Raw genomic sequence first — 25,580 nt, 5'->3', positions numbered from 1 at the left:
ACCTCACACCAGTACTGTTTTGGCCTGACCGAAGCGAGCGCGACGATCTTCAAGTCCATTCGTGCCGCCGTTGATAATTTTCGTCACCTGCATCAGGTCGCCGGAGTACTTCAAGCATCCTTTAGTGGCGAAGAACCACGCCGCGCTTCTGGCTGCGTAAACATCTTCGGCCAATAGCTCAGGCTGCTTAACCAGATCAACCTTCAGGCCGTTCCCACAGTCACGGTAGTTGTTGAGGCCGGTAATCTGGATAAGGCCACGCCCCCGGTATAACCAGCCGTCGCCTGGAGCGTTGTTCCCCATGCGTTTGCTGTATACCAGGTTAGCAATGGCGCGTTGGCGCTCAATCGGTAAAGTGCGTTCTTCAGGTCGACGGCCAAGCGTGTTTGCCTGGTCTGTTGTGAGGCGTCCTGCACGGATGAAATTCACGAGTGCCGCAATGCGGTAATTGAAGCTCTCCACCAGCAAAGTGAAGCCAGCTGATTCATGGCCTACCTGAGCAATAAACATCGCCTGATCTACCGGCTTGGCGATGCCGAACTCTTTCATTGCATCACTTACTGGCTGAAACCAGCGCGCAGCTAACTCGGCGCTTAGCCCAGCCGCCTTTTGAAATTGTGATTGGTTCATTAGTGCCTCAGTGCATCAACCAGGCGCGCTACGTTTCCCCGAGCCCAGAGAACGGCGGCGCATATCAGGACGTTCACCAGCACCACGAACCAGTGCGATTCATGGTACAGGCCGAACAGGTAACGGAAAGGGACGCTGGCGTATACCAGCACCGTGAAATAAGCCATCAGCGATATCAGAGGGCGATGTCTCGCCCCGCCGCGCTGGTAGAACATCAGTGCAATAACGATAACAGCAGAGATAATTGCGTTTGCCATCGCACTCGGATCACTTGTTACCATTGCTGGCCCCTCCACCACGTAAACGCGAGAGAATTCCAAACAGGCTACCCAAATCCTGACTGTTGACGAACGTCAGCAGCTTAATAGCAATAGCGGCTACGATTACCGCGCCCAGCGCATCGAGTGGCCTGTCGCTATACCCCGTCCATTTGGAGAAGTAAGAGCCAAGCAGTGGAGCGCCGATAACGCCGAAGATGAAAGAGGTGATGAAGTAGCCCACCAGCTTAAGGCGGCTGATATTAACCGCAGTAGCGACGTAGAACACCGCCCCAGCGAATGCGCCAAACACCACACCGTAATCTATGCCGGTTGCCAGACCGAACATGCTGGCCCCCATCAGACCACCAGCCGCTACCGTAGTGCCAGAAACAGGATCGGACATTTAGCCCCCTCTTATTGCCGTGAGTCCTCTCAGAACGAGGGGAAACAAAAAAGGCCGCCCGTAGGCAGCCCTTAAAATAAAAAACCCGCAGCAGTGGCGGGTTTATGTTTTGTTCTGTTGCTCAGTACGCTTTACTGTCCCGAGCCTAACACAATTTAAGCACTTTCTTGCTCACTCTGCAACTTAAATCTGTCGCTATTTGTGCCAAACGCGTCACATAGTGGAGCGTACAGGATCGATTCTGCCAAACTTACCCACGTGTCAATGCGTCGTCGGCATGTGATTAGGGTCCAGTCAGGGTGTTTTGCATTAAGCTCGTTGGCCATCTGCAGTTTGCTCTTACGCAGCCGGTGACGGTCAACGATTACGCCATACAACCCATGGTATTCATCATTCATTAGGACCGAAGCAATAACGCCATCCACCTTCAGGCCCTCTTCGTCGGAACAGAAGGCCAGGCCACTTTTGTTTTTGCTGTCGAGGATTTCGCGCAGGTATGCTTCCAGTTCAGGTTTAGTGATACCGGATTTCTTCATGCGGCGAAGCGCATCGTTGATTGCTGTCTTAGTGATTTTCCCGGATGCAAGCAACTGGTTAAACATGTTTCCGCCTGAGCCGCCACCGATATAAGACCACCGGCCCCACATGCGGAGCTTACCCTGTACCCAGATGCTTTCGAGAGTGCGAAGGCGAACCATCTCGCCTGATTTGCCAACTTCTGAAGGATTGATCATGTTGCGTCTCCACTTACGCCAGTACGCCGATTTCCAGCGCACGATCTAAAAACCGAAACAACAGCACCAACTGGTCGCCGTATTTCGCTTCAAATGCCACAGGATCAGCATGCAACTCGTCGTGATGCGCTCTGCACAGCGGTATCACAAACAGGTCGTGCGCTTTAGTACCCATTCCACCCTGCCCGTGGCCTATCAGGTGGTGGGGGTCGTCTGCCGGGTTATTGCAGCAACTGCACTGCTGCGACTTCACCCAGCGGGTGTACTTATCGTTCTCCCAGCGGCGGCGCTTTGGCCTCAGCATGAAAGATTCCGGGGATTCAGGATCCACCTTCACCGAGACTATCTTCTTAACTTTCTCCTGGAGGATTTCAGTAGCCGGTAATGACGGAACAATTTCACTTTCCCGCATCACTGAGCTGTGCGATTCAGGCTTAATCCTTAGTGCCTGCGTCGCCAATGATTCAGGAATAAGGTCAGCCAGATCGTTACGTACCATCCACCAGCAGAACTCCGGAAGCGTCAGGGTGTGGTCTGCGCCAAAGCCCAGCATAATATTCACCCTTTCGAGTAGCCATTTTACCAGGTTCTGCATGGCAATTCCTGCCAGTCTTTCAGTGGTTTGTTCACGCAACTGGTTATCGCAACCCCAGCAGAGGCGAATGCTTCCTGGGGCGTGACGCATTACCGTAAAGTCCTTTGAGTGCCATTCGTTGTGCGGCCACTGACATTCAAATTTACGTTCCAGCCAGGAATCAAGGCCACTCAGACCACCAGCACGCTGAATAACTCTCTCATTCAGGAAAAGCTCCCTCATACTGACATCATCTGTCAGTGGCTGGTGCGCTTCAGGAATCAGGCCAGATGGCAGGTGCTGGATTGCTTCGGAAGGCGTTTCAATCACTACACGGCCACGACGAAACAGCCACAGCAATTCGTTACCTGGGCGGAACAGTACCACCCCGGATATTGGCGCAACTTCAGGTGTCAGTATGGCTCTCACGCAATTTGTCCCTTAGCAATATGTTCAGCCCACAAGCCACCAATCCAGCGCACGCCCTTTGCGGTGAAGCGAGATTGATTGAATGCGTAGTTGGTCTGGTTTGTTGTCCCGGTCTTAACTTCAAAGCGCCCTGCTTCGATGTGTTTACTCTTTGGTGTAAGCACACGGTTTAGCCGGTACATGATGCCGTTCTCAATGAGGAATAAAGCAAACTCGGGTTCTTTAGCGTTCAGGAGCTTGGCAACCTGCCGAAAAGTCATTGAGCCCGTGGCTTTGACGTAGCGATCAACAAATTCAGCCTTAGGTGCGGCGATTGCCAGTTCTTCACTCAGGCGTTGCTTCTGTTCGGCAAGGTCGGCGGCCAGTCGGAGTGCTTCAGGAAGCGTTTGAGGTACCACCATCCCGGCTCCGCTCTCCAGTTCCTGCCAGCGGTCAACAAGACGGGCGGTAAACTCCGGGCAGAGCTGCGCGACGATTACGTAACTGTCTCGCTTGTTAACTTCGTAGTAATGGTAAACCTGCTGGTTCTGAGGGTGGGTGTACTGCATTGCAGCATACCCCCCAATAACACCAGAATTCATGAGGCGCTCGATGGTCACACAGACGTTGCTATGCCGTGAGTCGACCAGTTTTGCAATCTCACGGCTGGACATCGTTATTGGCTGCCCCATCGCTGCGGCGTGGTGAGTCGGGCACATTACGGTGATATTCATCTGATTCATGCTCTTCTCCACTTATCAGGCGGCTGCACCCGCCAGAGGTTCATGTTTTTTGATCGATATCTCTACTCGTCCACCGGGTACTTTCGGGCCCCACTCCACCAGCATTCTCTGCACCTGACTGTCATCCTCCCAGATGCCAGCGTGAGTAAGCGCGTCAAAGAGAGCCTTGTTGTAATTGTCGATGTCGCGGCGGCGTGCATCTGGTGGAAAGAGAAGTATCTCCACCGCAGCTGGTGACGATGATGGTTTTGGAAGAAAACGCAGCTGCTCAATAATCGCTGCACATGCCGCACTCTGATATGCCCTGCCTTTCTCACTGATAAGATGGCGGCCTTTTAACGGCCCCTTATTCGGGGCTCGCCAGTAGGTGTTTACGCTCGGAGGGAACGGGAGCACCAGTTTCATACAGTCACTCCCTGTTTTTTCAGCCATTCAACAGCGTTAACTCTTGCCTTGTCTCCACCGGATAACAGACCTTTAATGATCGCTACCGGATCAGCATCCAGTTCTGTTTTGACGACGGTAATGCCCCTGGCAGCGCCAGGAGCAATGGAGAGGTAACCTTTTTTCTTTAGCGCCTTCACATGCTCAGCAGCAGCGTTCTGCGATGAGCAACCAATCAGTTCAGCAAGTTCGGACAATGTTGGTGGGAAGCCAACCCTTTCGATGTGAACCTTGATAGCTTCATACACTTCACTTTGACGCGGCGTTAATTCCATCATGACTCGACTCCATAACGCCCGTTCAGGCGTCCTATTACGCTGTTGAACATCACCAGACTTACGCCCATCGGTTTCACCTTCTCGGGGTACTCCTTAAGGATCGGAGGCACTACGACATTCCAGCTTGGCTTTGGCTTCTTCTTCAGGGCTTTCTTAATGGCATCAGAGCATTGTCGAGCTACATCACGCACAGCGTTTTCCTGCTCGGTTGATAGCTTATTCACGCAACCTCCAAGTAAGCCCGTATGAATTCAGCCGCGGCCTGTGCGTTTATGGCGTTCCCATAGCCTTTGAGTCGGCCGACGCGGTTGCTGCTTGCCACTCTTGCCACCCCGGACTCGACTCGTCCCAGGCGCGCGGCAGCCCCATCAACCAGCGGGAATGTGCCGGGTTCAACTGGACGCCATTTGCCATCTCGACATAAGAGCCAGTCCGCATCTCGCCAAAAACCGTTAACCTCAAGGGGCCGCATGTGTACGCCTGCCTCGGTAGCTGGTCCAGCCTGTCCTTCCCATCCCGCAGCGCTGTCATCCCTGACGAGTCCTTCCAGTCGCGTGAAGTTGGCGTTACCCACCCGACAAATAAAGGAGCCGCCTGACCCAATGTCAGCCCGAAGCCGTTCCCATTCCCGTGGCTCGCTTTGCAGCGTTCCCGTCGCTCTATAAGTAGTTGCAGGTTTTTCGGCTCGAACTCGTTCGCCGCAGGAGTGGGCCACCCAATAAGCCCGCTCTCTGATGTGCGGTGCACCGATGCCCGCTGACGTAAAAGGCACAAGCCCGAAGGCGTAGTCCATTCCTTCCAGGTCTGCCTGTACAAGGTCGAACCATGTGTTTGCGTTACCTGCTGCAACCTGTTCGCCAAAGACATGCTGAGGTCTGCGCTCGCTGATGAGGTGGAAGAAGTGGGGCCAAAGGTGCCGCTCGTCAGCAAACCCATCTCCTTTGCCTGCCGCGCTGAAAGGCTGGCACGGGCAGGAGCCGGTCCAGACTGGTTTATCGTCAGGCCATCCGGCGAGCCGCAGGGAATGAGACCAGACGCCAATTCCGGCGAAGAAGTGGCACTGCGTAAATCCTCGCAGATCGTCAGGTGTGACATCTTCAATACTCCTTTCATCAACTTCGCCAGGTGCAATGTGACCGCTAGCGATCAAGTTACGCAGCCACTGAGCTGCATAGGGATCAATTTCGTTGTAATAAGCCGAGGATTTCATGCTGCACGCTCCTGGGATTTTCCCATTGGAACGGCAACTGCCGGTATAAGCTCAACAGCTGGTGATACTGACTGATTCCCCCAATGGTCCCAGCCAGGCGCACCGCAGCGGCTGAATAGTTCGATACGCGGAACATCGCCGTAAAGCTTTTCCAGGCGGAAACGCGCTTCTGCTGGCTTTTGACTGTGCTCCCCTAGTGGGCTGTAGATAACCTGCTTGATGCTGGCACATTGGCGTTCCAGTCCGTTCCCCCTGGTGGCGATCAGCATGTCTTCGGTATTGGCTCGGGTATAGTTGCCGCCGTTCATGCGGGTCTGCTCGTTTAGCAGGTCGAGGAAATCGTAAAAGTCCTCTACTCCACCAGCCTCAAGAGCTTTGTTGATGTGCTGCTCTGCCAGCTGGTTGAGCTTCACCCAGGTGAAGCCCTTCATCGTGCGGACCTTAAAGCCCCATACTTCAGCCAGTTCGATAGCCTCGCGGGTGTGCGTGCCGGTGAACCACATAGCCAGAACAGCATCATCGGCAGCAAGGTCCCAGACAGGAAGACGCTTCATGTCGATCAGCTTCATTGTGCCGTAGTGATTAGTAGCCGCGCCGTTGCTGACGGTGTTGCCGTATTCCCAAGCTGGGTCAGCGTAAATCAGTGAGTATTTCATCCTATCCTTCCCCTCAGATTTCTAAGGCCAGTTGTGGAGTAAAGCGGTCACGAACTGCGTCATATTTGAGAGCGCTGGCGCTGTTAAATGCCTCAATACGCTCAACGAGGACGGCAGCGCGAGTTTCTTTGCTGGCTGGCGCATAGGCTGATTTCTCCCATGCCTTATCAATACCGATATTGCGTGCGACGTTTGTGCTGTCAGCTGATGAAAGCGGTATGTGAGTAAAAATGTCCTTATTCAGCATGCGAAGACCATGGAGCTTGGTAATCGGATAGCCATTTGAATCGACTACGTGACGGATAAGGTCTCGCAATTTTGCCCGGCATGAGCGAGGACGCTTTGCATCGTATTCACCCATTGAACCAATGCAGACACGAGGAAACTCATGGCAGAGACGTATGAATCTCTCGTCAGGTTCGCTCATATGCCAGACAGGCGCACCGACGAATTTACCGTGCGGCCATTCAGCGATAAGCGTATCGTTCTCTTCGCTGGTGCCACCAATAACATCAGGGATAACTGCAAATGCGAAACGAGGGTGATTCATCCACGCCTTGACGAATTCGTAATAGTCGAACCAGTTAACAGGCTGGCCCTTATCCCAGAAGCTGAAGGCTCCGTTATCAAGCGCGAAAGATTGAGTTACCTCACTGGCAAGCTTAAGTTGTCCAGGGTTAGCAAAGCTGATGAACGCATGGCGACCTTTCCAGGCTTTGAGTGCGCACGTATCAGGCGTGATTGGTCCTCCGTGGAAGTGGATCATCAGACGTTCCTCGCTCTGCCAGCCAGACACCATCCATCACCGGTGGTTTTAACCCTCGGCGCCATGCTCAGGCAGCGCTTACGTTCTTTAAGAATTTTGGCTCGCATGGCTTCGTTCTTTGAGCGTTTGAATGCCTCCATCAGAACGGTAGCAGCGCGCAGATAAAGCCCCTTGTCAGATAACTCTTTAGCCTTGTCCATCATCGCAATGACAGCAGGATTTGGTACGCTTTCCTGTTTTTGCTCAGGCATCACTTCGGCTTTTTCTACCGGGTAGCGCGGGACAATAGGCCCAATTGGACCAACAGGTGCCTTTGCGTAGTAACGGAAGTTAGGACGCACACCTTTGCGCTCAGCGCGGTTAAGCATTACCAGGCGGCATACCGCACGCTGAACACTGTGCAATGCGTACTCCGGCAGTGCTGCAGCAATCTCTTTGTTCGTCAGTCCAGGATTGTTGGACACGAACAGCTGTATTGTTTTCAGAAAACTCATGAGTTCGCTCCTCTGAAACCCGCAGGGACTTTGCTGTAGTCAGTGTTCTGGAAGCTGGAACGGAACACGCCATCTTCTCGGGCCCACTCTCCGTTGACGCGAGGAGGACGCCCAGCTTTAGCCCAGCTTTTCGCTGACTTCAGATAGCCAGGGAATTTGGTAGGCTGGAAAAGCGTCTGTGGGCGCAGGTATGCGGACATCGTGAGGTCTTCGCTCCACTTGGCGTTGCAGTAGTCCACCACCAGCGATAACTCTTCAACGGTGTAACCTTCCCCGATTCGGGCACGAATGTTTTGCAGGGAGGTTGTTGAAACCTGATAACGCGAACTTGTCACCTGGTTCAGATGGGTTAAAACCTGTTTAGCCTGATCGGTGATTAACACATCACCGTCTGGTTGCGACGCAACCGGACAAATAGGGTTTTTAATATCTGTAGTATTCTCTGTTGTATTCTCTGTAAGAACATCAGTGCAATTTGACCTGATGAGAGCGGTTCGTTTTGACCCGATGGAGGGTTTCACTTTGACCTCTTCCATCGGTTCATTTTGACCTGATGGAAGAGTGCATTTTGAACTCTTCGATTTGGTCACTTTGACCTCATCTAAAAGTTCGCTTTCGTAGTTGATCGTGTAGTAGTTCGTCATGTCGCGCTGAGACTTGTTCAGTTGCTCAACTTTGAGCACGCCGAGGCTCTTCAGGCGGGTGAATGTGCGCTTCAGCGTAGACTCAGACCAGAACGGGAACTGCTCCAGCCACTGCTCGTTGGTGTTGTAAATCCAGCGCACGCCGTCACGCTCCAGTCCGGAGGTGGTTTCTTTAAGCCAGTAGTTAACCTGCTGCAACGCAATGGCCTCGTTCAGGCCAATGCTGTACGCAAGGTCAGGGTTTATCACTATCGGCCGGGATGGCATCAACAGGCTCATGGTCGTCCTTTAACTCTGTAAATTTACGCTGGAATTGTTCAAGAGGGCTGAAGCACTCATGATCGTACCCTTCGCGAAGGTATATAACGCGTCGAGTCTCGGGCTCCCATCTGATGACGCGGACCGGGACGCCGTAGTGGTCTTTGAATCGCCGGTTAACTTCAGCCATTCTTCACGCCCCTTCTCGTTCATCTGAGCAAAAGCCTCTACCATCGCGTTCTCAGGCTGGTAGTTGTTCTCACCAGGCTGGTCGTTTAATCTCTCCACATAGCCGAAGGGAGAGTCTTTTCCCACCAGTGGAAGGCATCTGAATTGCTTCGCTGGTCTCAATCGGTTTAAACTGTTCATGCGTTAGTTTCTCCACTGAATACGACACGCCAAGACGCCCGGAGCTGCACACTCGCGGGCGTCACTTTTTTTGGCTTTTCTTACGGCTAAACAGCGCGACAATCGCGCGGATTTCTTCTTCACGCGCAGCCAGGTGACGGCGGTGATGTTCGTGAATCTCTTCAGCTTCATGTGGTTCAATCACTCCATCTTCCAGGGCTTTCTGGATAATCTGATCAACCTGACCGCGTGCTGCTGCAGTTCTCATTGCTCGGGTAAACAGGTCTACGCGATCGAGGTCTTCCAGCTGAGGAACGTCCACCAGCAGCGCACCGCGACGACGAGCGAAGTAATCCGCCAGGAGAGACGTATTTGAAATGTCTTCCATTGCTTCCAGCTCGTTCACTTCGAAGAAGCGGCAGCCGTTCTTCTCGTACAGGTTGTTATTGAACTGAGTGATAGACATACCAAGAGCGCCAGCCATGGCCTCACGGCCACCGGGGTACGCTTTGCACATCGCTTTCACTACTTCTTTCAGGCTTGGCTCTACCATGTTGATTTTCCTTTTGTAGTTACTTTCAAGCAGCTGAATCTGTAGCCTTTTGATAAAGGCTCGCATCGTATTTAAGCTTTCCTTTCGTAATTCGTTCGATGACGAACGCTTGCTTTTGAGGGATCACTTCACCCCAGCGGCAAACTGCCGGGTGGGAAATCCCAAGAACACTTGCGGTTTTTGATACACCGCCGAAGTGCTCAATGACTTCTGATTTACGCATGGTTCCTCCTGGTTAACTTACGCCTTAAAGGTAACAAAAGGTACATCAAATAGCAAACAACAGTTACAAGGAATCAATGTAACATTGGTTACATGAAAACAGAGATGAAAGACCGAATAAGATCCCGTCGAGTTCAGCTCGACATAACGCAGCAGACGCTAGCTAAACGCTTGGGCGTCAGCCGTGTTTCCGTGACTAAATGGGAGAGCGGTACAACCAAGCCTGATGGTGAGAACCTCCACCAGCTGGCAATGGCGCTGCAGACAACTCCAGAATGGATTCTTTACGGTCAAGGTGAGGAAACTCAGGACGATACTAAAGTTGTTCCGTTCCTTAAGCCCCCGACGGCAGTCCCTATTATCTCCGCTGTTCAGGCTGGTATGTGGACTGATACTTATGCATGCTCAAGGCTTTCTGATGTGATTTCATGGACGCAAACCACTGCAAATGTTTCTGATGAAGTATTCGGATTGGTAGTTCGTGGCGAGTCTATGACCAACCCTCACGGTCTGCCATCAATCCCTGAAGGCTCAATCGTTATTGTTGAGCCTCATTATGGCCAACTGGATGACCTTTACGGAAAAATAGTTGTGGCGATACTTGATGGTTCAGCAGAGGCAACGGTTAAAAAGCTTGTTTGGGATAGCCCTTACGCATACTTAATGCCCCTCAATCCTTCATTTAAACCCATCCCAATAGACGGTAATTGCCGAATTGTTGGGAAAGTAGTTCAGATAACCCAGAACATTTAAGTTCTTCATTTCCAATGCCAGATATCCTTCTGGCATTTTTTTCGATCCTCTAGGTAACAAAAAGTACATTCGCCGCTTGACCATTAAAGTAACTAAAGGTACATTTAAATCACACCACGGGTACTTACAGTTACCTGCGCCGGTGTGGAAGTAAGCAGTTCGGCATATGGCACATGTGCCGCAGCGGTCCGGGGATTCCTTAGGCAGTATCCCGATCCAGCGGGTAGCCGGAATGTGCAAGCCAGTTGTGTACGACAGCCAGAGACGTTTCACCAGCGTGGCGATCAGGTGTGACACCTCGGAAGAGACGAGGCCATAACAGGTAAGAGCATTGATTAGTCGGCCTTAAAGGCTGCATGCCACGCTAATAGGTGCTCTTTCCGTTGTGGTGAAGTCACGCGGAGGAGATTGTGCGGATGCGGAGTTACGCACTCTCTTTAGAAGCGAAACGTGGCGCCCCGCCACCACAACCAAATCACGTTAGGACCGTGGTAAACCGTAGTAGCTGTACCAGATGCTGTGTGTAGTCTTGGCGGTCGGCAGTTGTGAATGTCATTAATGTCGACCGCCCCTTTTCACAACTGAAAGCGCGTTCAGCCGGTTCCTTGAGAGGCCGCAGTCGTTAAATCAACTCAGGGGAACGCGCTCCCAATTGTGGAGAAGCTAACTGGCGGTGGCAGCCGCCCGTTTCACTAAGTGCCCTGGTTGGGTGCTTACTAAAACGAAACCTCTTTATTTTTTGTCGCCATCCGGCGAGGGATTCGTGCAACAAAAAATCAGCGCTGTGCAGAGCGCTTATAACACGGAGAAACTATCCATGACGAACACACAGAACGTCACTGAGTTACAACCACGCATGACCAGAGAGCAGCTTATCGACGCAGCTCGTAAGGCCGCCCCTCTCCTCCCTGCAGCTTACGGCTGGATGGTTAAAGAACTGGCTACACGCCTGGACTATACCAGCGTCGCGCTGTGTGAAGCGATGGCGCAACGTAAGGAACTGGCTGAGCAGAACGCCACCCTTCGTGAAGATGTCGCCAGTTGGGCCAAAGAGTGCGACCGCATCGAAGAGCGCCACACCAAAACGCCTACCAACATGCATCTGCTGGAGGCTCAGCGAGAACTGCGTGAGCTCACTCCTGTTGTCATTTCCCTGAATAACGAGGTTGCTCTCTAATGGCTAACTCATTCAAGCAAATGACCAAGGCCGGTGTAATTAAGCGCACCGATACCGGGATGTTTATCGATCTTTCCGATATCCACGTTCGTGAAGGTTTCAACAAGCGTGAAGATGATGAACGCACCCGCCAGGCTGATGATGACCTGTTCAACTACCTGATGAACGGCGGATCAGTTCCACCGCTGGAAGTTATCGCTCGTGATGAAGGTGGAGTGTGGGTTGTTGAAGGTCACCGCCGTCGCCGCTGCTATGCGCGCTGTGCTGAAGCTGGTAAGCCAGTAGACCGTATTCACATCATGCCGTTCAACGGCAGCGATGTGCAGCGACTGGCGCGCATCATGACCAGTAACAACCAGCTGCCACTTTCCGATATGGAACAGGCTGCGGTTATTCAGGAGCTGCATAACGCCTTCAACCAGACCACCAGCGAGATCGCAAAACTGGTAAACAAGTCTGTTCCTACTGTCGAAAAGCTTCTGCTTCTTAGCACTGCTAACCACGACGTTCAGAAAGAAGTTAAGTCCGGGACCGTGTCTGTTGATGTTGCCGTTGACCGAGTAAAAGAGTTCGGCGAAAAGGCCGGTGAGGTTCTTCAGAAGGATAAAGCTTCCGCTGCCGCCAAGGGAAAAAAGAAAGTTACCCGAAGCGTTATAGCACCCGAAATTAGCGTTAAGAAAGCGCGTCGCCTTGTAGAGCTGATCAGCCTGGCTGGTATAAGCGACACAGGTGTTATCTCTCTCGAAGGATTGGTCCATGCAGAAGTCGTAGAAATTATCGACGAGCACAAAGCTATCGCAGCTCAACGCACTGGAGAGCAGAAATGAAATTAACTTTGAAAGAAATGAACGGTCTTCTTAATGGTAAATGCCTTCCTTCTGATCTGATTGTTGGCGAAACGCTTGCTGAATACCTGGTGCGTAAATTTGCTGAAGCGGATGCCAAATGTGCGGCTCTGGCTGCGGAGAATGCGGGGCTGAAATCTGCGCACCCTCAACCATTCGGACCTGTGATGATGAAGGCTTTGGATGCATACGAAAAGCATCAGGATGAAGTGCCTGAGACAGGCATGCTCGATGCATTCTTTATCCTGCGTGACAGCATCCGCGTTGATACGGCGGCGACCGACGCTTTCCTGGCTGAAGTGCGGGCCAGTGCTGTTGATGAAGCTTGCCTGAAAATTAGCAATGCAATTGTTAATTGCTATCAGGACGAACAAATTGGGCTTGATGAAGCAGCAACTATCTGCGGTGACTTCGCAGCCCAGATAAGAAAGGAGCGCAGAGAATGAAGAGATACTCTCCTCCTGATATCCACGAGCTGACATCATCGCTTGACTATGACCCATTAACAGGAAAGTTCACTTGGAAAAAGCAGCGCGCATCAAACTGCGTGATTGGCAAGGAAGCTGGATACATCACCGGTTATGGATATAGGCAGATATGTTTCAACGGCAAGCCATACAGAGCGCATCGTCTTGCTTGGTTTATTACCTACGGAACTTGGCCAGACCTGATTGACCATATTGATATGGATAGGGCAAACAACGCAATTTCCAATCTTCGCGAGGCTACCACTTCCGAAAACTCGCGAAATCAATCAATAAAAAGAAGAAATTCATCCGGCGTTCCATGCGTTTACTGGCACAGCACCAGAAATAGATGGGTCGTAAAGGTGACGCGTGAAGGAAAGGAATACTACGGCGGGGCATTTACTAATTTTGATGATGCCAAGCTGACATCAGAAAGGCTACGCAAAGAATTACATGGTGAATTTTATCGTGATGTCTCACGCAAAGGAGTGCAGTCATGAGCAAAATCGGAAAACCAACATACGAAGAACTCGAACGCCGTTTCCAGTCTTATTGCAAGCATGATGGCGGCCGCATGTTTAACGGTGAATCAGACGCAATTTGCGCTATATGCGGGTGGGATACAACCAAATGCCAGCACCGTAAAGCCGATGGCTGGGATAAATACTGCCGTGAGTGCGGCGAACTGCTGAAACCGGAGGCCGCCCAATGAGCAGCATCGACAAACAGGCGTGTGATATGGAGCGTGAATATTTCATTCTGAGCACCGCACACACACAGCGCGGTGACCCGTATATCACGCTGTGGGCAGCGGATGATAGCGGCTACCGGTGTCGATGCCACACGGCAGGGCGTTATGCTGAAAGCCATGTGCTATCCAACCTCGGCTACTACAACAACGGCGCTCAGACAGTGGCTGTTCCGTGCGACGTCGCAGAGCCATTATCTTACTCGGTAGCAAAAGGCTTCTTTGACGATAACGATGGGCGCTGGCTTCGCAATAACGCAGCGACCTGGAAAGAACTTCTGAAACATGTCATTGCCGCGCCTAAGCACATTCCGGCACCAGAATATCGCGGAGCACCGCGCAAGGTTGAGGACTAACCCATGAGCACTATTACCAGAGAGCAGTTACGCGAACGTGCGCGCGAAAAGGTTAAGAGTCTGGAGTTTTCCATCACGCAGACCGCTTTCGCTGATTCACGCGCAGAGCTTGAAGAAGAACTGGAGCTGGCGCGTATCGCGCTGGCATCGCTCGAAGCCAAGCCCGTGGCTGCTACTTACGTTATAAACGGTGTTATTGAGGCTGATGATTTCGCATCGTATTGCGGGCATCCAAAATTTCAGGATGGACCTATAGAACTTTATGCCAACCCGCCAGCGCCGGTATCTGTGCCTGATTTGAAGCCTGTTGGATTTTTGTTTGTGTCCGACGATGGCGCAGTTGCTTATTCTCCGGCTGACTGGCCAATGGAGGGGTTTAATCTCATCGGTCAGATTTACGGTGATGTGAACGCCTGCCGCGCCGCCATGCTTCAGGGTGCCGATGGCAACTCTCCGGCTGTTCCTGAATGGCATGCTGAAGCCGAGAAGATGGCTGAGCTCCACGGCATCAGCTTCGTTGTATTCCGACATGGAGAGTCTCCGAAGTGTGCTGACCCGTCAAAAGTGATTATTTCATTCACTGATGAAGGTCTTGGGCATGGTTCAGCAGCACCGCAGCAGGAGGTGAAGCCGTGAGTAAGCACATCATCAAATATGACCATCATGACGGCGTAAAACTTTCGAAACATGAAACAGAAACATGGTGCGGACATGCGCCACAATTTTCAGACTGGCTGTTTCAGGATGCTCAGCATGCACTCTTGAGCATTGAGCAAGGATCATTGCAGGTGCCGTGCAAGAAGTGTCTGGCTGCAATCATCAAAGCGGCGCAGGAGGTGAAGTGATGCCTAACCCATTCGACGCGGTAATGTTCGTGCTGCTGGTCATCGGTGCACTTCAGGGCATGGGGTGGCTGCCATGGTGAGCAAACTCAAAGAACGTCGCCTGCGCCGCCTTAAAGCCGACGTGAACTGGTGGCGCGAGGAAGCAGAGGATTGCCGCTCACGCCTGCTGGAACTGGCCGGTGAAATCGACAGGCTCAAAAAGCTGGTTATTCGCGTGCCTATGCCGGTTCTCATGCCAAAGGAAATGGTCCACCAGCTCTATTACACCGAAACAAAAAGATGTCGTACCTGCAATGATGGGCTCCGTGGTGGTTGTTCATCATGCATTTTCTATAAAAGATAGCCGGGTGCAGCCGGTTAAGTGGAGAACAGCCATGGCCAAGTTGATGAAAGCGAGTCTGTGGGGAAAGCGAGAGTTTGAACCAGGCTCAGTTCCAGATAACAGAACTATCCGACGCTGGATTGAAAACGGTAAGCTTCAGGGCCGTATCGTAGATGGTACGATCCTTGTTAGCTCCTCAGAGAAATGGGGCGTTGACTCAATGATCAGTGAAAGAGTTCGTCAGTTAATTCAAGAGGATTAACATGGCCGCAAGACCACGTAAAAGGGAGAACCGCAATCTCCCTGATTTCCTGCTTTTTGATAAAGCTACCGGGCAATATCGTTTTACGCTTATAACCGGTAAGCGTAAAAGCATTGGAACTGATCGCGTAATGGCAATCGCCATTGCCAAAGAATATAACCTCAGAATGAGACCTGAAACGGTGCCGTCAGTAGAAAGCTTGATTAGAGACTCGGGCGGAATAAATGGCGAAGCTCAACCATTCAGTGACCATGTTGATCGAATTATGGCGCGCGCCGTTGCCGATGAAAAACCATCACCAAGCACCCTGGATGATTGGAATAATGACGTGCTCAGGGTAAAGGAATTTTTTACCGACATCCCGGCTTGTGACATTGAGCTTGAGCACGTGAACCAATTTATTAATCGGTACCATGCTGATGCATCCGCTAACGTTCAAAACAGAAAGGTAAGCTTTCTCAAAAAACTTTTCTCTTATGCAGTTGATGAATCATTAATGATGGATAACCCGGCAGCGCGTAAAAAAATGCGTCGTGTCGAAGAGAAGAAACGTAAACGTCTTCCTTTAGATATCTTCATTACCATGAGAAACGCAGCTAACCCATGGTTAAGAACAGCAATGGATTTAGCGCTGCAAACAACACACGCGCGGCTCGAAGTTTCGAGAATAAAATATTCGATAAGGGAACCGAAAAACGGTGTTTGTGGATGTGTGTGGCTGGACGAACCTGAAAACGGAATTTACGGTACTTTGTACATCCATCGCCAGAAGGTTCAAAAGAAAGAGGCATCACACGTAGCGATCCCAATTGGAGGGGAGCTGAAGAGGATTATTGACGATAGCCGGGATAGTGTTGCCAGCCCGTATGTCGTACACCGAATACCTGAACGAAATAACAAACGTAGTAAAGAGGTTTCACACCCTACTCAGGTAGCACCTGATTACCTTAGCCGTTCGTTCTCTGCATTACGTGACAAGCTGGGATTATGTGATCATCTTCCGTTGGATGAGCGGCCAACATTTCACGAGATAAGGGCACTGGCAGCGCATTTGTTTGATAGTCAGGGTATCGATCCTCAAGGGAGAATGGCCCATAGTGACGCCAAATCAACGAAGATTTATACCAGTAATCATATCGACTGGGTTATGGTCCCACACGGTGAGATCAAGGCAGGCTAGCTAATGGCGAAACTACCCCCTAACTCATTGATGTGTATAGTGCAGATAATGCATAAAAACCACTGTTTGTTTACACAGTCGAAAAGCTTACAAGCCAGTAGTGGTGCGGCTTAGAAGCATTTTACGCAGGTGTCATGGGGTGTCGGGGGTCGGAGGTTCAAATCCTCTCGTGCCGACCAAAAACATATTGAAAACCAGCCTGATGGCTGTTTTTTTTATTTCGCCTCGTCCGGCGTTTTGCGCAGATACACAAGCGTAGTCAGACAAATCACCGCTCCGGCATAAAACGTATATTCCGCGCCAAACGTTTCCCATATCGCGCCGGCTCCCACGCTGGCGATTAATAATCCCACGCCGCTGACCAGACTAAAAATACCGAAAGCCGTGCCGCGCAGATCGGGCGGTGCGGTTTTAGCGATCATTGCCGCCAGTAGTCCCTGGGTCATACCCATATGTATTCCCCAAAGCGCGACGCCTAAAATGACCCCCATCCAGTGGCTGCTCAGCGCCAGAACAATATCTGCACCAATCAGCACCATTAGCCCCCACTGCAGAAGCCGGGTGTGGCTCATGCCATCAGAAAGTTTGCCAAAAGGGTAAGCGGAAAGGGAATAGAGTACGTTCATGACCACCATCACCAGCGGAATAAGGGCCAGAGGAACGCCCGACTGCTGCGCACGAAGGACGAGAAAAGCCTCGCTAAACCGGGCAAGCGTGAACACTGCACCAAGGCCAATCACCCACCAGCACGCTTTACCCAGCCGCCTTAAATTCTCTCGTTTAATGGGGTTTGTGCGTTTATGTTCGAGGGGAGTTTTCGGCTCCTGAAGGCCAAAATAGAGCAAGGCAACTGAAAGCAGACCGGGGATAAGGGCTATCCAGAAAACAGTGCGAAAGTCGTTGTCCAGCAACAGCATTAAGCTTACGGCCAGTAATGGGCCAAGAAATGCGCCTGTGGTATCCATTGACTGACGCAGACCATATGCCGCACCACGCATTTCCGGCGGCGTGACGTCTGCAACCAGCGCATCCCGCGGTGCGCCCCGTAGCCCCTTCCCCGTACGATCTATCAGACGTGCGCCTAAAACCATCCCGGAAGAGGACGCTAATGCGAAAAGGGGTTTGCTTAACGCCCCCAGGCCATACCCTAGCAGGGCCAGCCCCTTACGTTGACCCAGGTAGTCGCTTATCGCCCCCGAAAAGACCTTAATAAAAAGCGCGGTGGCCTCCGCCAGCCCTTCAATCAGGCCGATAAACAGCACGCTCGTACCGAGGGTGGTCATCATAAAAAGTGGCAGCAGGCTGTGAATACTCTCTGACGAGATATCCATCAACATACTGACGCCTCCCACAACCCAGACGCCTTTGGGGATCTGGCTGAGCACTGGAAATCTGGAACGCATCTACCGCTCCTGCTTTAAAAACAGTTGCCTGAATGCTTACAGGATAGGATATCGCGGATTAAAAAAACCTGAGGAGAGTGGGATGAGACCATAAAAAAAGCCATCCGGCAGGATGGCTTAGTTATCGCAGGTCGACGCTTAATGCTTCTCACGTCCGCCCAGGAAGAAAATGCCCAGCGGGATGGCCAGCAGAACGGTGAACACCAGGCTGTAGACGAAGATCATCGCCGACTGCAGGACATACATGCTGGTTGTCCAGGCTGAGAGGGGAATATTGTACTGTTCGATAACGCCAACAATGGTTGCCCGCCCCACGCACGCGGCGGCAATCATAAATACGACCAGCAGCGCCAGGAGGAACTTGCGGCCTTCAGGCGTTTTCAGTTTTGCACGAACCATCTCTCTTCCCTTTTACAGATGAATAACAATATATAGGGTCTAAAAATAACACGAACTGGCACCTGACTCCACACCAGCACAAACAACCACTAAACAGGTAAATTAAAAGCGTATAACGCTACCCATAGTGAAAATGTAAGTAAATAACACCAGTCATTCATCGTTGTTATGTTAACCTGCGCAGGATCGTTTTGACATAAAGGAATGACAATGAAAAACGCACCTAAATTTGCCATCGCCCTCATCGCCGCCGCGTGCGTCAGCAGCAGCGCTTTCGCCAGCGAAACCCCAAAACAGCAGCCGCTGGAAAAAGTGGCTCCGTACCCGCAGGCGGACAAAGGGATGAAGCGTCAGGTGATTCAGCTGCCGGTTCAGCAGGATGAAGCGAACTTTAAAGTGGAACTGTTAATTGGCAAGACGCTCGAAGTGGACTGCAACCAGCACCGTCTGGGCGGTCAGCTGGAAAGCAAAACCCTGGAAGGCTGGGGTTACGACTATTACGTCTTTGACAAAGTGACCTCTCCGGTCTCCACCATGATGGCCTGCCCGGACGGCAAGAAAGAGAAGAAATTTGTAACGGCGTATCTGGGCGACAACAGTCTGTTGCGCTACAACAGCAAGCTGCCGATCGTGGTCTATACGCCTGAAAACGTGGAAGTGAAGTATCGCATCTGGAAGGCTGATGAGAACATCGGACAAGCCGTAGTACGTTAAAAATAAGTCGGGTGGCGGCTTCGCCTTACCCGACCCGGAAAGGGTGCGCTCTGGTGCCCTCACCCCAACTCTCTCCCACCGGGAGAGGGAGAAAACACTTAAAACGGTAACGGATGTTACCGTTTTGCTTTTACCTTACAGTGCGATATCCGCAACCGGTTTGTTTTCCGGCTGAGGCTTCAGCTCCGCTTTTGGCGCAGCATCCGCAGCCTGTGGCTTGATGTACTGCAGCTGCAGAACGCGGCTGGTGTATTCCAGCTCCTGCTCCGTCGCGCTCACGTTGCCGTTCAGCTTCGTGCCGTAGGATGGAATAATGGTTTTCAGCTTCGCCTGCCATTCCGGGCTGGCGACTTTATCTTTAAACACTTTTTCCATCAGGTGCAGCATGATTGGCGCAGCGGTAGACGCGCCCGGCGACGCACCCAGCAGCGCGGCGATGGTGCCATCCTTATCGCTTACCACTTCGGTACCCAGACGCAGCACGCCGCCCTCTTTCGGATCGCGCTTGATGATCTGTACGCGCTGACCCGCCTGCCACAGACGCCAGTCTTCTTTCTTCGCCTGCGGATAGTACTCTTTCAGCGCCTCGAAACGGTCGTCGTCAGAGAGCATCACCTGGCTAATCAGGTATTTCACCAGGTCGAAGTTATCCAGACCCACGTCCATCATCGGCTTGACGTTAGAGGTGGTCGTGGCGCTGAGCAGATCCCACAGGGAGCCATTTTTCAGGAACCTGGTGGAGAAGGTCGCGAACGGCCCAAACAGCACCACGCGTTTGCCGTCAAGCATACGGGTGTCGATGTGCGGAACAGACATCGGCGGTGCGCCAACGGAAGCCTGGCCGTACACTTTTGCCAGATGACGATTCACCACTTCCGGGTTATCGGACACCAGGAACTGGCCGCCCACCGGGAAGCCCGCGTAGTCGTCCGCTTCCGGAATACCGGACTCCTGCAGCAGCTTCAGCGCCGCGCCGCCCGCACCGATAAAGACAAATTTCGCCTTGATGACGTGCTCGGCTTCGTTGTTTTTCAGATCGGCGACGGTCACGCTCCAGCTGTTATCCGCGTTGCGCTTGAAGCCGCGCACTTCGGTGCTGAGCTGCAGGTTGAAGTTCTCTTTTTTCTTCAGAGACGTCACCAGCTGACGGGTAATTTCACCGTAGTTAACGTCGGTACCAATTTCGGTACGGGTCGCCGCCACTTTCTGGTTCGGGTCACGACCTTCCATGACCAGCGGAGCCCACTCTTTAATCTGCGCGTGGTCTTCAGAGTATTTCATCCCGCGGAACAGCGTGCTCTGCTGCAGAGCGGCGTAGCGCGCGCGCAGGAAGTTAACGTTCTGTTCGCCCCACACAAAGCTCATGTGCGGCACGGTGTTGATGAAGGAGTGCGGGTCGTGCATCACGCCGCTGTTGACCTGATGAGACCAGAACTGGCGAGAAACCTGGAATGCTTCGTTGATCTCTACCGCCTTCTCGATACTAATGGAACCGTCCTTTTTCTGCGGCGTATAGTTCAGTTCCATGAGTGCCGAATGTCCGGTACCGGCGTTATTCCATCCGTTCGAACTCTCCTGCGCCACGCCATCAAGGCGCTCGACCATGGTCATAGACCAGTCCGGCTGCAGTTCTTGCAGATAGGTTCCCAGCGTGGCGCTCATGATACCGCCACCAATTAAAAGGACGTCCGTTTCCTGCTCTTTTGGTGCGTCAGCTTTCGCCGCCATGGAGACGGTGTTAAGCCCCACGGCCAGAGAAAAGAGCATGGCAGTCATTTTTTTCATAATTTATGCCTTAGTGTAAAAGTGCTTGATGCGTGGAAATTGCAGGTGAAAAAAGCTGCGGGGGCACGGTAACAACTTTTAAATATTGTTTAAAGGTTACGAAATTATTGTAATTGTGAAATTTAATGATGGATTGTTTGTGAGGAATTATCGATGCGTCTGGTAAAGCGCGGTTTTACTGGATAGTATGTTGCGTTTTGCGATCGCGCGCACGGAAGCCTGCCCTAACCAGCGAACTGTTATGTCCCTACCCCATTCTGCTGTATCCCCCGAAGACCGCGTAGCCAACGTGTTGCGTTCCCCAAAGCGGCTGACGCGTGAAACGCTGGCAGGCGTGATTACCGCCCTGGCGCTGATCCCCGAGGTTATCTCATTTTCGGTGGTGGCGGGCGTTGACCCGAAGGTCAGCCTGATCGCCTCCGTGGTGCTGTGTCTTGCCCTGTCTGTACTCGGTGGTCGCCCGGCGATGGTCACGGCAGCGGCCGGGTCCGTGGCGCTGGTCATTGGCCCGATGGTGCATCAGCACGGCGTACAGTACATACTTCCCGCCGTGCTGATGGCGGGCGTGATTCAGATTCTGTTTGGCGTGCTGGGCATGGCAAGGCTGATGCGCTTTATACCCCAGTCGGTCATGACCGGATTTGTTAACGCCCTGGGCATTTTGATCTTCTTCGCTCAGGTCCCGCATTTCTGGAGCCGAAGCCCGCTGATTGTGGGCCTGTTCGTCCTGACGCTACTGATTGTGCTGTGGGTGCCGCGCTATATCAAAAGCATCCCTTCCCCGCTGATTGCGATTGTTGTGCTTACCTTGTTCACCGTTTCAACCGGTCAAACCCTGCCGACCGTGGGCGATGAAGGCTCCATGAGCGGCGGTTTGCCGGGCCTTACCGAACTTATGGTCCCGCTCAATGTGCAGACGCTGAGCATTATCTGGCCGTGCGCGTTGAGCATCGCCTTTGTCGGCCTGCTGGAATCCCTGCTGACGGCAAAGCTGGTGGATGAGCTGACCGCGACACCGTCAGGTAAACGCCGCGAAAGCATTGGACTAGGCGTCGGCAATATTCTGGCCGGTTTTTATGGCGGGATTGCAGGCTGCGCGATGATCGGACAAACCATCGTCAACGTGGAGATGGGGAAAGGTCGAAGCCGCATTTCAACGATTGCGGCGGGCATTGTGCTGCTGATCCTGGTGACGGCGCTCAGCGACGTGATGGCCAACATCCCGATGGCGGTGCTGGCGGGTATTATGGCGATTGTCGCCGTCAAAACCTTCAGCTGGCACAGCCTTCAGCCAGCCACGGTGAAAACGGCCCCGATAGCAGAAACGGTCGTCATGCTGGTCACCGTTGCCGCCACGGTATCAACCGGCAATCTGGCGATTGGCGTGCTGGGCGGGATTATCGTCATGGCACTCCTCCCCGCCCCCATTAAGCGTCGGCTTAAAGCAGAAAAATCGTCGCCAGCCCAAGAAAAATAAAGAAACCGCCGGTATCGGTGATGGCGGTGATCATCACGCTCGACCCCACCGCGGGGTCGCGCCCCAGTTTGGTCATCGTCAGCGGGATAATGACCCCCATCATTGATGCCACCAGCAGGTTCAGCACCATCGCCAGCATCATCACGCCGCCCAGGGCCATATCGTCGTACAGCCACCAGGTGATGCCGCCCATAATCCCGCCCCACACCAGGCCGTTGATCAGCGCCACGCCCATCTCCCTGAAGATCAGAAAGGCGAAGTTACCGGGCTGAATATTTTCCAGCGCCAGGGCGCGGACGATCATGGTGATGGTCTGGTTTCCGGTGTTGCCGCCGATTCCGGCCACAATCGGCATCAGCGAGGCCAGCGCCACCAGCTGAGAAATGGTGTGTTCAAACCCGTCGATCACGCGGGAGGCGATAAACGCGGTACACAGGTTAATGGCCAGCCACGCCCAGCGCGTTTTCACCGCCTTGCCGACGGAGGCATGGACGTCATCTTCGGCGCTGATCCCCCCGAGCGCGCGAAGGTCGTTGTCGGTTTCTTCGTAGACCACATCAACGATCTCATCGATGGTCAGACGCCCCATCAGTTTGCCGACTGAATCCACGACGGCGGCACTCACCAGGTCGTCACGTTCGAAGGTACGCGCCGCTTTCTCCGCGTCGTCTTCCGGGGAGAAGACCATCGGCTCGTTTTCCATCACCTCGCTCACCTTCCGCTGGGTGCTGTTGAGCAGGATGGTTTTCAGCTCCAGCTCGCCAAGCAGGGTTTTATCCCGGGAGGTGACAAACAGTTTATCGGTGTTGTCCGGCATTTTACCCAGGCGACGCAGATAGCGCTGCACGGTACCGAGCGTCACGTCCGGTCGCACCGTGATAACGCCGAACTCCATGATCGCGCCGACGCTGTTTTTCTCGTAGTGCATCACCTGGCGCACGCGCGCGCGTTCATCGGCAGGCAGCGACGCCAGCAGGCGGCCGGTCAGGTTTCGCGGCAGGTGCTGAACGAGGTAAATCTGCTCGTCGATATCCAGGGTTTGCAGAGCGTCGAGAATATCCCGATCGCTCATCTCGTCGATCAGGTCGTCCCAGACGTTTTCGGAGGCCTCAAGCAGCACCTGCCCGCGCTCGTGATCCTGCACCAGACGCCACAGGGCGTGGCGTTCTTCCGAGGGCAGCGCTTCAAGGGTATCCGCCAGATCCGGCGGGGGTAAATGAGCAACCAGCGCACCTACCTCAGCAATATCGTCGGCCAGGGTGCCGACATCATATTGCTCAGCCAGGGTGAGTTTGCCTAAAAGCGTAGAAGTGACCGCTTTATCGGTCGTGAGAAGCCAGATGAGTCGCGCGCGCTCCTGGTCACGCTGTCTGGCGCTGTTTTTCTTTAATACCGACATCAATCATAAATCCATTAAATGAGTTGGGGTTAAGCATAGCGCGGGGATATGTAAATAAGAATAAACAACGCGGCGGGATGGAGAAAAAAGCGGCATCGCGGCCACGATTTATCCCCTCTCCCAGTGGGAGAGGGCCAGGGTAAGGGCATCAGGCCGTGCGCGCTACCGCGTCACGCGAGGCCGCAACGCGCTCTTCACCGGTCAGCTCGCTCAGCTTGCCGTCACGCATCTCCAGCAGGCGGTCAGCATGAATGAAGTAGTGATCGTCGTGGCTGATGGCGAAAATGGTTTTGCCCATCTCCTGCATCAGCGGCAACAGCACCTGATAAAACTCGCGGCGGAAATGCGGGTCCTGATCGGCCGCCCACTCGTCCAGCAGGATAATGTCACGCTCTTCCGCCAGCGCCAGCAGCAGCGCCACGCGCTTTTTCTGCCCTTTGGAAAGCTTCAGGTTGAGGATCTTCCCGTCCTGTAACTCCAGCTTGTGCGACATCTGCAGCTGCGCCAGCCATTTTTCCACCAGCGCAGGATTGGCCTGTTGCCCTTCCGGCCCCAGGAGCCGATCGAACAGCCAGACGTCGGTAAACACCGCCGAGAAAAGCTTGCGGTAATCCTCGGGCTTCTCCGCGCTCAGCGCCCTGCCGTCCAGCAAAATTTCGCCAGACTGCGGCTGATAGAGTCCAGTCAGCAACATCGCCAGCGTAGATTTACCGCTGCCGTTGCCGCCAATGAGGAACAGCAGTTCACCGCGGCGGATTGTCAGGTTGACCGGCCCCACGGAGAAGGCGCTGTCCTGATAGCGGAACGTGACGTTACGCAGCTCCAGCGTCTGCCAGTTAGGGAAGGCCTGCGGGCGCGGGAATTCGGCTTTAAACGGCGCGAGATCGAATTTTTTGAGCTTATTAAAAGCCACCTGCGCACTCAGCAGGGTGGGCAACGCACCGACCGCTGAGAGCAGCGGCGTGCGTAAAAACAGCAGCGTCAGCGAGTAGGTTGCCGCGACGTTGGTGTCCGCCCAGCCCAGGCCGTTTGCCATCCAGAATACCAGGCCAATGGCACCCAGCATCATAATGTTTGACCAGTTCACGGCGCTCAGGTGGAAGGTGTCGGCGCGAATAATATGATGACGGTATTCGCGCGCGTCCGGGATATAGAGATGATTAAAAATATGCTCGGCGCGCTCGCGGTTCAGGGTGAGCTCTTTGCGCCCTTCCAGCACCGTCTGGTAATCGTTATAAAGTTTATCTTCGGTTTCGCGCAGCACCGCCATGTGTTTATAGACGCGCGACACCAGCATAAAGCCGCCCCAGATGGTAATGGCAATCCACAGGGCGGTCACCGCCAGCATTTTGCTGGAGAGCCAGGCGAGATAGGCAGCCGATCCAAAGGTCAGAACGATCCCCTGCACCAGCTCCGGCAGCCGAACGAACGCGATGGTGATGGCGCGCACGTCGCTGGTCAGCCCCGCCAGCAGGGATGCGCTGCCGAGCTGCTCAACGCGCTCAACCTGGGTGTCCAGGATCCGCTTGATAAACTCACTGCGCAAACGGAAAACGAAATGGTGCCCGAGCGCGGTCAGCGCCAGCTGGGAACCGAGCGTAACCGCCATCAACAGGAGCAGCAGGCCGAGAAACTCCGGCAGAACGGAGAGCGAGGTATCGACCATTTCAATCAACCGCACGTTAATAAACGCGATCAGGCCAATACCCAGCGCGGCGCTGGCGAGGCTTAACGCCATTACTGCAATGAAGGGCCAGCGATACTGACGCCAGACGAGGAGAAGTAGTTGCATGCAGGCAATCCGGACAATAAAAATCAGCCAG

Annotated in this window: 35 protein-coding genes; 14 read left to right on the top strand and 21 right to left on the bottom strand. The window is 53.2% G+C overall.

What is annotated here, in order from left to right; translation table 11 throughout:
* Window positions 1–3: 3 nt before the first annotated feature.
* The 16 genes from M2422_RS21420 to M2422_RS21345 form a co-directional block, all read right to left on the bottom strand.
* Entirely contained in the window at window positions 4–630 is a 627-nt protein-coding gene (locus tag M2422_RS21420) for a glycoside hydrolase family 19 protein (RefSeq protein ID WP_259142390.1), read from the bottom strand.
* On the bottom strand, window positions 630–911 hold the full coding sequence (locus tag M2422_RS21415; protein WP_022648766.1) for a phage holin family protein: 282 nt from the start codon (window positions 909–911) through the stop codon (window positions 630–632). The genes M2422_RS21420 and M2422_RS21415 overlap by 1 nt, the downstream gene beginning before the upstream one ends.
* Window positions 898–1,293: a phage holin family protein gene (locus M2422_RS21410; RefSeq protein ID WP_022648767.1), complete on the bottom strand. Its 396-nt coding sequence runs from the start codon at window positions 1,291–1,293 to the stop codon at window positions 898–900. The genes M2422_RS21415 and M2422_RS21410 overlap by 14 nt, the downstream gene beginning before the upstream one ends.
* A gap of 155 nt (window positions 1,294–1,448) precedes the next feature.
* Entirely contained in the window at window positions 1,449–2,027 is a 579-nt protein-coding gene (locus M2422_RS21405) for a DUF1133 family protein (RefSeq protein ID WP_259142386.1), read from the bottom strand.
* A 13-nt stretch (window positions 2,028–2,040) separates the two neighbouring features.
* Window positions 2,041–3,030: a DUF968 domain-containing protein gene (locus M2422_RS21400; RefSeq protein ID WP_259142384.1), complete on the bottom strand. Its 990-nt coding sequence runs from the start codon at window positions 3,028–3,030 to the stop codon at window positions 2,041–2,043.
* Window positions 3,027–3,743 carry a phage antirepressor KilAC domain-containing protein gene (locus M2422_RS21395; RefSeq protein ID WP_404997316.1) on the bottom strand — a complete coding sequence of 239 codons (717 nt, stop codon included), beginning with the start codon at window positions 3,741–3,743 and terminating at the stop codon, window positions 3,027–3,029. The genes M2422_RS21400 and M2422_RS21395 overlap by 4 nt, the downstream gene beginning before the upstream one ends.
* A gap of 24 nt (window positions 3,744–3,767) precedes the next feature.
* A complete protein-coding gene (locus M2422_RS21390) occupies window positions 3,768–4,157 on the bottom strand; it encodes a RusA family crossover junction endodeoxyribonuclease (RefSeq protein WP_259142380.1) in 390 nt (129 codons plus the stop codon).
* Entirely contained in the window at window positions 4,154–4,474 is a 321-nt protein-coding gene (locus M2422_RS21385; RefSeq protein WP_259142378.1) for a LexA family transcriptional regulator, read from the bottom strand. The genes M2422_RS21390 and M2422_RS21385 overlap by 4 nt, the downstream gene beginning before the upstream one ends.
* A 220-nt stretch (window positions 4,475–4,694) precedes the next feature.
* Window positions 4,695–5,684, bottom strand: coding sequence for a DNA cytosine methyltransferase (locus M2422_RS21380; RefSeq protein ID WP_259142376.1), 990 nt, complete (start codon window positions 5,682–5,684; stop codon window positions 4,695–4,697).
* Window positions 5,681–6,340, bottom strand: a complete 660-nt coding sequence (locus M2422_RS21375) for an MT-A70 family methyltransferase (protein ID WP_259142374.1) — start codon at window positions 6,338–6,340, stop codon at window positions 5,681–5,683. The genes M2422_RS21380 and M2422_RS21375 overlap by 4 nt, the downstream gene beginning before the upstream one ends.
* 13 nt (window positions 6,341–6,353) lie before the next feature.
* Entirely contained in the window at window positions 6,354–7,106 is a 753-nt protein-coding gene (locus M2422_RS21370) for a hypothetical protein (RefSeq protein ID WP_259142372.1), read from the bottom strand.
* Window positions 7,106–7,600: a hypothetical protein gene (locus tag M2422_RS21365; RefSeq protein ID WP_259142369.1), complete on the bottom strand. Its 495-nt coding sequence runs from the start codon at window positions 7,598–7,600 to the stop codon at window positions 7,106–7,108. Before M2422_RS21365 ends, M2422_RS21370 begins: the two co-directional genes overlap by 1 nt.
* Window positions 7,597–8,523 (bottom strand): conserved phage C-terminal domain-containing protein, encoded by a 927-nt coding sequence (locus M2422_RS21360; protein ID WP_259142366.1) that lies wholly within the window; start codon window positions 8,521–8,523, stop codon window positions 7,597–7,599. The genes M2422_RS21365 and M2422_RS21360 overlap by 4 nt, the downstream gene beginning before the upstream one ends.
* Window positions 8,480–8,692, bottom strand: coding sequence for a DUF4222 domain-containing protein (locus tag M2422_RS21355; RefSeq protein ID WP_071788893.1), 213 nt, complete (start codon window positions 8,690–8,692; stop codon window positions 8,480–8,482). Before M2422_RS21355 ends, M2422_RS21360 begins: the two co-directional genes overlap by 44 nt.
* Window positions 8,693–8,932: 240 nt before the next feature.
* Window positions 8,933–9,403 (bottom strand): YmfL family putative regulatory protein, encoded by a 471-nt coding sequence (locus M2422_RS21350; RefSeq protein ID WP_259142359.1) that lies wholly within the window; start codon window positions 9,401–9,403, stop codon window positions 8,933–8,935.
* A gap of 25 nt (window positions 9,404–9,428) precedes the next feature.
* A complete protein-coding gene (locus tag M2422_RS21345) occupies window positions 9,429–9,626 on the bottom strand; it encodes a Cro/CI family transcriptional regulator (RefSeq protein ID WP_016530206.1) in 198 nt (65 codons plus the stop codon).
* A 92-nt stretch (window positions 9,627–9,718) separates the two neighbouring features.
* On the opposite strand from M2422_RS21345, the gene M2422_RS21340 reads away from it, so the two are divergent.
* The 12 genes from M2422_RS21340 to M2422_RS21285 all read left to right on the top strand — a co-directional run bounded on the left by M2422_RS21340 (window position 9,719) and on the right by M2422_RS21285 (window position 16,580).
* Window positions 9,719–10,378 (top strand): LexA family transcriptional regulator, encoded by a 660-nt coding sequence (locus M2422_RS21340; protein WP_176686561.1) that lies wholly within the window; start codon window positions 9,719–9,721, stop codon window positions 10,376–10,378.
* An 817-nt stretch (window positions 10,379–11,195) separates the two neighbouring features.
* Entirely contained in the window at window positions 11,196–11,555 is a 360-nt protein-coding gene (locus M2422_RS21335; protein ID WP_259142353.1) for a hypothetical protein, read from the top strand.
* The gene (locus M2422_RS21330) at window positions 11,555–12,382 is read left to right on the top strand and encodes a chromosome partitioning protein ParB (RefSeq protein WP_259142351.1); all 828 of its coding nucleotides are present in this window, start codon (window positions 11,555–11,557) and stop codon (window positions 12,380–12,382) included. Before M2422_RS21335 ends, M2422_RS21330 begins: the two co-directional genes overlap by 1 nt.
* A complete protein-coding gene (locus M2422_RS21325; protein ID WP_259142349.1) occupies window positions 12,379–12,846 on the top strand; it encodes a hypothetical protein in 468 nt (155 codons plus the stop codon). The genes M2422_RS21330 and M2422_RS21325 overlap by 4 nt, the downstream gene beginning before the upstream one ends.
* Window positions 12,843–13,367: an HNH endonuclease gene (locus M2422_RS21320; protein WP_259142347.1), complete on the top strand. Its 525-nt coding sequence runs from the start codon at window positions 12,843–12,845 to the stop codon at window positions 13,365–13,367. Before M2422_RS21325 ends, M2422_RS21320 begins: the two co-directional genes overlap by 4 nt.
* Window positions 13,364–13,579, top strand: coding sequence for a hypothetical protein (locus tag M2422_RS21315; RefSeq protein ID WP_259142345.1), 216 nt, complete (start codon window positions 13,364–13,366; stop codon window positions 13,577–13,579). Before M2422_RS21320 ends, M2422_RS21315 begins: the two co-directional genes overlap by 4 nt.
* Window positions 13,576–13,971 (top strand): hypothetical protein, encoded by a 396-nt coding sequence (locus M2422_RS21310; protein WP_259142343.1) that lies wholly within the window; start codon window positions 13,576–13,578, stop codon window positions 13,969–13,971. The genes M2422_RS21315 and M2422_RS21310 overlap by 4 nt, the downstream gene beginning before the upstream one ends.
* A 3-nt stretch (window positions 13,972–13,974) precedes the next feature.
* Entirely contained in the window at window positions 13,975–14,607 is a 633-nt protein-coding gene (locus M2422_RS21305) for a hypothetical protein (protein ID WP_259142342.1), read from the top strand.
* Entirely contained in the window at window positions 14,604–14,816 is a 213-nt protein-coding gene (locus M2422_RS21300; protein WP_259142340.1) for a hypothetical protein, read from the top strand. Before M2422_RS21305 ends, M2422_RS21300 begins: the two co-directional genes overlap by 4 nt.
* A gap of 73 nt (window positions 14,817–14,889) precedes the next feature.
* A complete protein-coding gene (locus M2422_RS21295; protein ID WP_259142339.1) occupies window positions 14,890–15,159 on the top strand; it encodes a hypothetical protein in 270 nt (89 codons plus the stop codon).
* A 31-nt stretch (window positions 15,160–15,190) separates the two neighbouring features.
* On the top strand, window positions 15,191–15,400 hold the full coding sequence (locus M2422_RS21290) for a hypothetical protein (RefSeq protein WP_259142336.1): 210 nt from the start codon (window positions 15,191–15,193) through the stop codon (window positions 15,398–15,400).
* Window position 15,401: 1 nt separating this feature from the next.
* The gene (locus tag M2422_RS21285; RefSeq protein ID WP_259142333.1) at window positions 15,402–16,580 is read left to right on the top strand and encodes a phage integrase Arm DNA-binding domain-containing protein; all 1,179 of its coding nucleotides are present in this window, start codon (window positions 15,402–15,404) and stop codon (window positions 16,578–16,580) included.
* Window positions 16,581–16,795: 215 nt separating this feature from the next.
* Here the strand turns inward: M2422_RS21285 and M2422_RS21280 are convergent, their stop codons facing one another.
* On the bottom strand, window positions 16,796–17,983 hold the full coding sequence (locus M2422_RS21280) for an MFS transporter (protein WP_064672867.1): 1,188 nt from the start codon (window positions 17,981–17,983) through the stop codon (window positions 16,796–16,798).
* A gap of 138 nt (window positions 17,984–18,121) precedes the next feature.
* A complete protein-coding gene (locus M2422_RS21275; RefSeq protein ID WP_008500962.1) occupies window positions 18,122–18,382 on the bottom strand; it encodes a DUF2534 family protein in 261 nt (86 codons plus the stop codon).
* 210 nt (window positions 18,383–18,592) lie between these two features.
* Here M2422_RS21275 and eco point away from each other — a divergent pair, with 210 nt between their 5' ends.
* Entirely contained in the window at window positions 18,593–19,096 is a 504-nt protein-coding gene (eco, locus tag M2422_RS21270) for a serine protease inhibitor ecotin (protein ID WP_033146052.1), read from the top strand.
* A gap of 135 nt (window positions 19,097–19,231) precedes the next feature.
* On the opposite strand, the gene mqo is transcribed toward eco, so the two are convergent.
* Complete coding sequence (gene mqo, locus M2422_RS21265; RefSeq protein ID WP_064672868.1) at window positions 19,232–20,881, bottom strand: malate dehydrogenase (quinone); 1,650 nt, start codon at window positions 20,879–20,881, stop codon at window positions 19,232–19,234.
* 187 nt (window positions 20,882–21,068) lie between these two features.
* On the opposite strand from mqo, the gene M2422_RS21260 reads away from it, so the two are divergent.
* On the top strand, window positions 21,069–22,358 hold the full coding sequence (locus M2422_RS21260) for a SulP family inorganic anion transporter (protein WP_064672869.1): 1,290 nt from the start codon (window positions 21,069–21,071) through the stop codon (window positions 22,356–22,358).
* On the opposite strand, the gene mgtE is transcribed toward M2422_RS21260, so the two are convergent.
* Window positions 22,321–23,757 (bottom strand): magnesium transporter, encoded by a 1,437-nt coding sequence (gene mgtE, locus M2422_RS21255; RefSeq protein ID WP_021241530.1) that lies wholly within the window; start codon window positions 23,755–23,757, stop codon window positions 22,321–22,323. The genes M2422_RS21260 and mgtE overlap by 38 nt on opposite strands.
* Before the next feature lie 148 nt (window positions 23,758–23,905).
* On the bottom strand, window positions 23,906–25,549 hold the full coding sequence (locus tag M2422_RS21250) for a multidrug ABC transporter permease/ATP-binding protein (protein ID WP_064672962.1): 1,644 nt from the start codon (window positions 25,547–25,549) through the stop codon (window positions 23,906–23,908).
* Window positions 25,550–25,580 lie beyond the last annotated feature (31 nt).

Source organism: Enterobacter sp. SLBN-59 (genome assembly GCF_024807915.1).
GTDB classification, from domain to species: Bacteria; Pseudomonadota; Gammaproteobacteria; order Enterobacterales; family Enterobacteriaceae; genus Enterobacter; species Enterobacter asburiae_B.
This window is presented reverse-complemented; position numbering and strand designations above follow the sequence as displayed.

Coding starts and splice junctions, on each gene's coding strand:
- M2422_RS21420 (WP_259142390.1), bottom strand. CDS start 630: ATGAACCAATCACAATTTCAAAAGGCGGCTGGGCTAAGCGCCGAGTTA.
- M2422_RS21415 (WP_022648766.1), bottom strand. CDS start 911: ATGGTAACAAGTGATCCGAGTGCGATGGCAAACGCAATTATCTCTGCT.
- M2422_RS21410 (WP_022648767.1), bottom strand. CDS start 1,293: ATGTCCGATCCTGTTTCTGGCACTACGGTAGCGGCTGGTGGTCTGATG.
- M2422_RS21405 (WP_259142386.1), bottom strand. CDS start 2,027: ATGATCAATCCTTCAGAAGTTGGCAAATCAGGCGAGATGGTTCGCCTT.
- M2422_RS21395 (WP_404997316.1), bottom strand. CDS start 3,743: ATGAATATCACCGTAATGTGCCCGACTCACCACGCCGCAGCGATGGGG.
- M2422_RS21390 (WP_259142380.1), bottom strand. CDS start 4,157: ATGAAACTGGTGCTCCCGTTCCCTCCGAGCGTAAACACCTACTGGCGA.
- M2422_RS21385 (WP_259142378.1), bottom strand. CDS start 4,474: ATGATGGAATTAACGCCGCGTCAAAGTGAAGTGTATGAAGCTATCAAG.
- M2422_RS21380 (WP_259142376.1), bottom strand. CDS start 5,684: ATGAAATCCTCGGCTTATTACAACGAAATTGATCCCTATGCAGCTCAG.
- M2422_RS21375 (WP_259142374.1), bottom strand. CDS start 6,340: ATGAAATACTCACTGATTTACGCTGACCCAGCTTGGGAATACGGCAAC.
- M2422_RS21370 (WP_259142372.1), bottom strand. CDS start 7,106: ATGATCCACTTCCACGGAGGACCAATCACGCCTGATACGTGCGCACTC.
- M2422_RS21365 (WP_259142369.1), bottom strand. CDS start 7,600: ATGAGTTTTCTGAAAACAATACAGCTGTTCGTGTCCAACAATCCTGGA.
- M2422_RS21360 (WP_259142366.1), bottom strand. CDS start 8,523: ATGAGCCTGTTGATGCCATCCCGGCCGATAGTGATAAACCCTGACCTT.
- M2422_RS21355 (WP_071788893.1), bottom strand. CDS start 8,692: ATGGCTGAAGTTAACCGGCGATTCAAAGACCACTACGGCGTCCCGGTC.
- M2422_RS21350 (WP_259142359.1), bottom strand. CDS start 9,403: ATGGTAGAGCCAAGCCTGAAAGAAGTAGTGAAAGCGATGTGCAAAGCG.
- M2422_RS21345 (WP_016530206.1), bottom strand. CDS start 9,626: ATGCGTAAATCAGAAGTCATTGAGCACTTCGGCGGTGTATCAAAAACC.
- M2422_RS21340 (WP_176686561.1), top strand. CDS start 9,719: ATGAAAACAGAGATGAAAGACCGAATAAGATCCCGTCGAGTTCAGCTC.
- M2422_RS21335 (WP_259142353.1), top strand. CDS start 11,196: ATGACGAACACACAGAACGTCACTGAGTTACAACCACGCATGACCAGA.
- M2422_RS21330 (WP_259142351.1), top strand. CDS start 11,555: ATGGCTAACTCATTCAAGCAAATGACCAAGGCCGGTGTAATTAAGCGC.
- M2422_RS21325 (WP_259142349.1), top strand. CDS start 12,379: ATGAAATTAACTTTGAAAGAAATGAACGGTCTTCTTAATGGTAAATGC.
- M2422_RS21320 (WP_259142347.1), top strand. CDS start 12,843: ATGAAGAGATACTCTCCTCCTGATATCCACGAGCTGACATCATCGCTT.
- M2422_RS21315 (WP_259142345.1), top strand. CDS start 13,364: ATGAGCAAAATCGGAAAACCAACATACGAAGAACTCGAACGCCGTTTC.
- M2422_RS21310 (WP_259142343.1), top strand. CDS start 13,576: ATGAGCAGCATCGACAAACAGGCGTGTGATATGGAGCGTGAATATTTC.
- M2422_RS21305 (WP_259142342.1), top strand. CDS start 13,975: ATGAGCACTATTACCAGAGAGCAGTTACGCGAACGTGCGCGCGAAAAG.
- M2422_RS21295 (WP_259142339.1), top strand. CDS start 14,890: ATGGTGAGCAAACTCAAAGAACGTCGCCTGCGCCGCCTTAAAGCCGAC.
- M2422_RS21290 (WP_259142336.1), top strand. CDS start 15,191: ATGGCCAAGTTGATGAAAGCGAGTCTGTGGGGAAAGCGAGAGTTTGAA.
- M2422_RS21285 (WP_259142333.1), top strand. CDS start 15,402: ATGGCCGCAAGACCACGTAAAAGGGAGAACCGCAATCTCCCTGATTTC.
- M2422_RS21280 (WP_064672867.1), bottom strand. CDS start 17,983: ATGCGTTCCAGATTTCCAGTGCTCAGCCAGATCCCCAAAGGCGTCTGG.
- M2422_RS21275 (WP_008500962.1), bottom strand. CDS start 18,382: ATGGTTCGTGCAAAACTGAAAACGCCTGAAGGCCGCAAGTTCCTCCTG.
- eco (WP_033146052.1), top strand. CDS start 18,593: ATGAAAAACGCACCTAAATTTGCCATCGCCCTCATCGCCGCCGCGTGC.
- mqo (WP_064672868.1), bottom strand. CDS start 20,881: ATGAAAAAAATGACTGCCATGCTCTTTTCTCTGGCCGTGGGGCTTAAC.
- M2422_RS21260 (WP_064672869.1), top strand. CDS start 21,069: ATGTTGCGTTTTGCGATCGCGCGCACGGAAGCCTGCCCTAACCAGCGA.
- mgtE (WP_021241530.1), bottom strand. CDS start 23,757: ATGTCGGTATTAAAGAAAAACAGCGCCAGACAGCGTGACCAGGAGCGC.
- M2422_RS21250 (WP_064672962.1), bottom strand. CDS start 25,549: ATGCAACTACTTCTCCTCGTCTGGCGTCAGTATCGCTGGCCCTTCATT.